5 protein-coding genes are annotated in these 4112 nt (G+C 61.0%); 3 read left to right on the forward strand and 2 right to left on the reverse strand.

Features of this window, described 5'->3' with window-relative positions:
* Positions 1 to 66: 66 nt before the first annotated feature.
* The 3 genes from HU811_RS25620 (at position 67) to HU811_RS25630 (ending at position 3173) form a co-directional block, all read left to right on the forward strand.
* Entirely contained in the window at positions 67 to 981 is a 915-nt protein-coding gene (locus HU811_RS25620; protein ID WP_186658840.1) for an urea transporter, read from the forward strand.
* A 21-nt stretch (positions 982 to 1002) separates the two neighbouring features.
* On the forward strand, positions 1003 to 1824 hold the full coding sequence (locus tag HU811_RS25625) for an ion transporter (RefSeq protein ID WP_092400206.1): 822 nt from the start codon (positions 1003 to 1005) through the stop codon (positions 1822 to 1824).
* 143 nt (positions 1825 to 1967) lie between these two features.
* On the forward strand, positions 1968 to 3173 hold the full coding sequence (locus HU811_RS25630) for an MFS transporter (RefSeq protein WP_092400208.1): 1206 nt from the start codon (positions 1968 to 1970) through the stop codon (positions 3171 to 3173).
* Between the two features lie 61 nt (positions 3174 to 3234).
* Here HU811_RS25630 and HU811_RS25635 read toward each other — a convergent pair whose 3' ends face one another.
* Positions 3235 to 3426 (reverse strand): PLDc N-terminal domain-containing protein, encoded by a 192-nt coding sequence (locus HU811_RS25635; protein ID WP_047229615.1) that lies wholly within the window; start codon positions 3424 to 3426, stop codon positions 3235 to 3237.
* Between the two features lie 71 nt (positions 3427 to 3497).
* Positions 3498 to 4028, reverse strand: a complete 531-nt coding sequence (locus HU811_RS25640) for a hypothetical protein (protein WP_186658842.1) — start codon at positions 4026 to 4028, stop codon at positions 3498 to 3500.
* Between the last annotated feature and the right edge of the window lie 84 nt (positions 4029 to 4112).

Consider the following 4112-nt stretch of genomic DNA (forward strand, 5'->3'; position numbering starts at 1 on the left):
CAAGTGTGGGAGCGGGCTTGCTCGCGAAGAGGGCGACCCGGTTTATCAGAAAAACATCTCTACCTTATGCCCAACCACTCTTTCAACACCCACTGCCCCGACTGGGCCACCGCCCTGCTCAACGGCTTCAGCCAGATTTTCCTCCAGCGGCATCCGCTGTGTGGCCTGTTGTGCCTGCTGGCGATTCTCTGCACCGCCCCCGCTTTGTTGGGTGGCGCGTTGCTGGGCGGCGTGGCCGGGTTGCTCACCGCCCAGCGACGCGGTTATGCCAAGGTTGACCGACAGGCTGGGCTGTTCAGTTACAACGGCATCTTGCTGGGTTTGCTATTGAGTCTCGCCATACCTTGGTCAGCCGTGTTACCGCCCTTGATTATTGCCAGCGGCGGCCTCGGCGCGATGTTGACTCAGCAGTGGCTCAAGCGCAGCCGTGGCCCTCAGTGCCTGCCTGCCTACACCGCGCCGTTCGTGGCACTGGCCTGGTTGCTGCTGAGTTTTGCCCCGGCACAGCCGTCGCCCATTTCGATTGAAATGACGGTGGCCAATATTATGGCCGCTTACTGGAGGGGACTGGGCCAAGTCATGTTTCTCGACCAGCCATTGGCCGGCGCGCTGATCGCTGTGGGCTTGTTGATTGCCAACCCACGCGCCGCCGGGTGGGCGCTGCTTGGCTCAGCCGCAGGCCTGGCATTCACCCTGCTGCATCACGACACGACCCAAGCCCTGTCGGGGCTCGGCGGCTATAACCCGGCCCTGGTGGCGCTGGCTCTCAGCCAACAACGCCGCCAGCGATGGTTGCCGCTGGCGGGTATTGTGCTGGCGGTCATGCTCACACCGGGCTTTCTCGCCCTGGGTCTGGCGCCGCTGACTGCGCCCTTCATCCTGGCCTGCTGGCTGGTTCATGCCACGGCCCGAGTGTGGCAGGCGGCCAGTCTCGACACTGCGCCTTGCGCTTTGCGGGACAATCACCCTAGGCTTCGCTGACTATTGGTTCAGGCGAAAGTTATGGATAGCAGCAACTGGCGTGAACGCCTCTACGTGATCATTTTCCAAACCGACACCGTGGCCGGCCGACGCTTCGACAGCACACTGCTGTTGATCATCCTCGCCAGCCTGGTGATCGTGATGCTCGACAGCATCGACAGCGTGCACCAGAACTACGCCTCCCTGCTGGCCGCCATCGAATGGGGGTTCACCTTCATCTTCATCGTCGAATACGGCCTGCGCCTGTACTGCTCGCCCAAGCCCCTGCGCTATGCATTCAGCTTCTACGGCTTGGTGGACTTGCTGGCGATCGTGCCCGGGATCCTGGCGCTGTACTACAGCGACGCCCAGTATTTGCTGATCGTTCGCATCATTCGCATGCTGCGGATTTTCCGCGTGCTCAAGCTCAGCCCCTACCTCAAGCAAGCCAACTACCTGATGGCCGCGCTGCGGGGGAGCAAGCAGAAAATCATCGTGTTCCTGGTCAGCGTATCGACCCTGGTGACCGTGTTCGGCACCTTGATGTACGTCATCGAAGGCCCCGAGAACGGTTTCACCAGCATTCCCAAGGGCATCTATTGGGCCATCGTCACGCTGACAACCGTGGGGTTTGGCGACATCGTGCCCAAGACGCCATTGGGCCAGGTGGTTTCGTCCTTGGTGATGATCACCGGTTACTCGATCATCGCCGTGCCGACGGGTATTTTCACGGCTGAACTGGCCACGGCCATGCGCGGTGACCAGCTCAAGCATGATTGTCCGGTCTGCAGTAAAAACAACCACGATCATGGCGCTGCTTTCTGCTCGCGTTGCGGCAATGCGCTGTTCAAGAAACTGGAATAGAAGGCACTTTCAATGTTCACAGCCCCTTGAGGCGGCCTCCATCATCAATGGCAAGCATGTCCGATATCAGCCACAAAGCCTGTTCCAGAGCCCGCTAAGTCTTTAGCCTCACGCCACTCTTCCCATTCACTGACGAGATTGCCATGAGTGCCCACTCACCCACCGTACCCGCCAGCACAAGCCTGACTCGCGGCATGGTCCTGCTCTTCGCCTTCTGCTGCGGCGCCATTGTCGCCAACATCTACTACGCCCAGCCCATCATCGAACTGATCGCGCCCGATGTGGGCCTTAGCAGCACCATGGCCAGCCTGATCGTCTCGCTGACCCAGATCGGTTATGCCCTGGGCCTGTTTTTCCTGGTGCCGCTGGGGGACCTGCTGGAAAACCGTCGCCTGATGATCATCACCACCGTCGTGGCGATTGCCAGTCTGTTGGCGGCGGCGTTCACTGATCAGCCCAACGTGTTCCTGCTGGTTTCGCTGCTGGTGGGGTTCAGTTCGGTATCGGTGCAAGTCCTGATCCCGCTGGCTGCGCACTTGGCCCCGGAGGAATCCAGAGGGCGGGTGGTGGGCGGCATCATGGGCGGCCTGCTGCTGGGGATCCTGCTGGCGCGGCCGATCTCAAGCGTGGTGGCCGATCACTTCGGCTGGCGGGCGATGTTCATGATCGCCGCAGCCTTGATGGCGGCGATCAGCATCGTTCTGGCATTGACTGTGCCCAAGCGCCAACCCGACCACAGCGCCTCTTATGGCCAACTGCTGGGCTCGCTCGGCACCCTGTTGCGCCAGCAGCCGCTGTTACGGCAACGGGCGTTTTACCAAGCCTGCATGTTCGCCACCTTCAGCCTGTTCTGGACCGCCGTGCCGCTGGAACTGTCGCGCAATCATGGCCTGTCGCAAACTGAAATCGCCCTGTTCGCCCTGGTCGGTGCCATTGGCGCCATCGCCGCGCCCATTGCCGGTCGCCTGGCGGATGCCGGCCATACCCGCATGGCTTCGTTGCTGGCAATGCTGTTGGCCAGCCTGAGTTTTCTGCCAGCGTTCATCCATCCGCTCTACAGCGTCATTGGCCTGGCGGTGACCGGTGTGGTGCTGGATTTCTGTGTGCAGATGAACATGGTCCTGGGCCAGCGCACCATCTATGCCCTCGATGCCAAAAGCCGCAGTCGTCTCAATGCGCTGTACATGACCAGCATCTTCGTCGGCGGCGCGTTTGGCTCATCGATTGCCAGCGCGGTGTACGAGCACGGCGGCTGGTTGTGGGTAGTGATCGTCGGCAGTGCCTTCCCGCTGATGGCCCTGCTGAGTTTCCTGAAGGCCTCGAAAAAACACGCCCTGGCGACGGCCTGATACCGTCGCGGCAGGGTCGCAATGCCCGGCGGCAAGGCTGCCGGGCAACGTCAAAGAGCGGTCAGATCCGCACGTTGCCTCGCGGCCCGGCAATTGCCCAGATGATCAGGCCCAGCACTGGCAACAGCAGGATCAACAGCACCCACAGGACTTTTGCCCCCGTTCCTGCGCCACTCTTGAGCACATTGATGATCGCCCAGATATCGAGCGCCAGGATGATCAGGCCAATCAGGCCGTTGAAGGTGGAACCCATGGTGTCGCTCCCAGATGGTGATATGCACACTTAGGATAGCGGGGGCCCGGCGAGGGTTCCGTTTTATTGCTTCAGACGCGGATCGCAACCTTCAACGCTTCCAGGGCCGGCGCGGCGGCAATGCCGACTTCGGCACACAGCTCCAGCACGCGCGGCACGTCGTTGCCGTACACCAGAACCATCTGCAGTTCATCGTCGAGCAACTGGCTGAAATTCATCAGCACATAGCCACCGTTTTCCTTGTTCAGGCTGCTCATCTGGATCTGGATGCGATTGAGCGCCGTCAAGGCTTCGGTTTTCGCCAGTTGCTTGGGCTTGAGATTGAAGGCCACGCCGGGGCCGAACGAGGCGACGATCTGTTCGAACAGTTCTACGTAAGTGTCGGCCTGGAACAACACGGTGTCCGGCAGGCTCCCCACCACCACCCACTCACCCAGTGGAATCGGGAAGCTGTCGTCGTAGTTGATGTCCGGGTTGGCCGCCAGAAAAGCCGCCGGATCGGCATAGGCCTGGGCCGCTTCGTCAGCGATTTTCGCAACGTCCGCATCGCCCAGGCAGCCGGAGCTTATTTTGCTGATGAGTTCGACGAGTGCGGCTTTCATGGGGAAATCCTGTGGCGATTGGGTTTTGAGGGCGCGCAGGATAGCGCATCACATCGGTCTGTAGGAGCTGCCGAGCGAAGCGAG

The organism is Pseudomonas tehranensis (genome assembly GCF_014268615.1).
Lineage (GTDB): Bacteria > Pseudomonadota > Gammaproteobacteria > Pseudomonadales > Pseudomonadaceae > Aquipseudomonas > Aquipseudomonas tehranensis.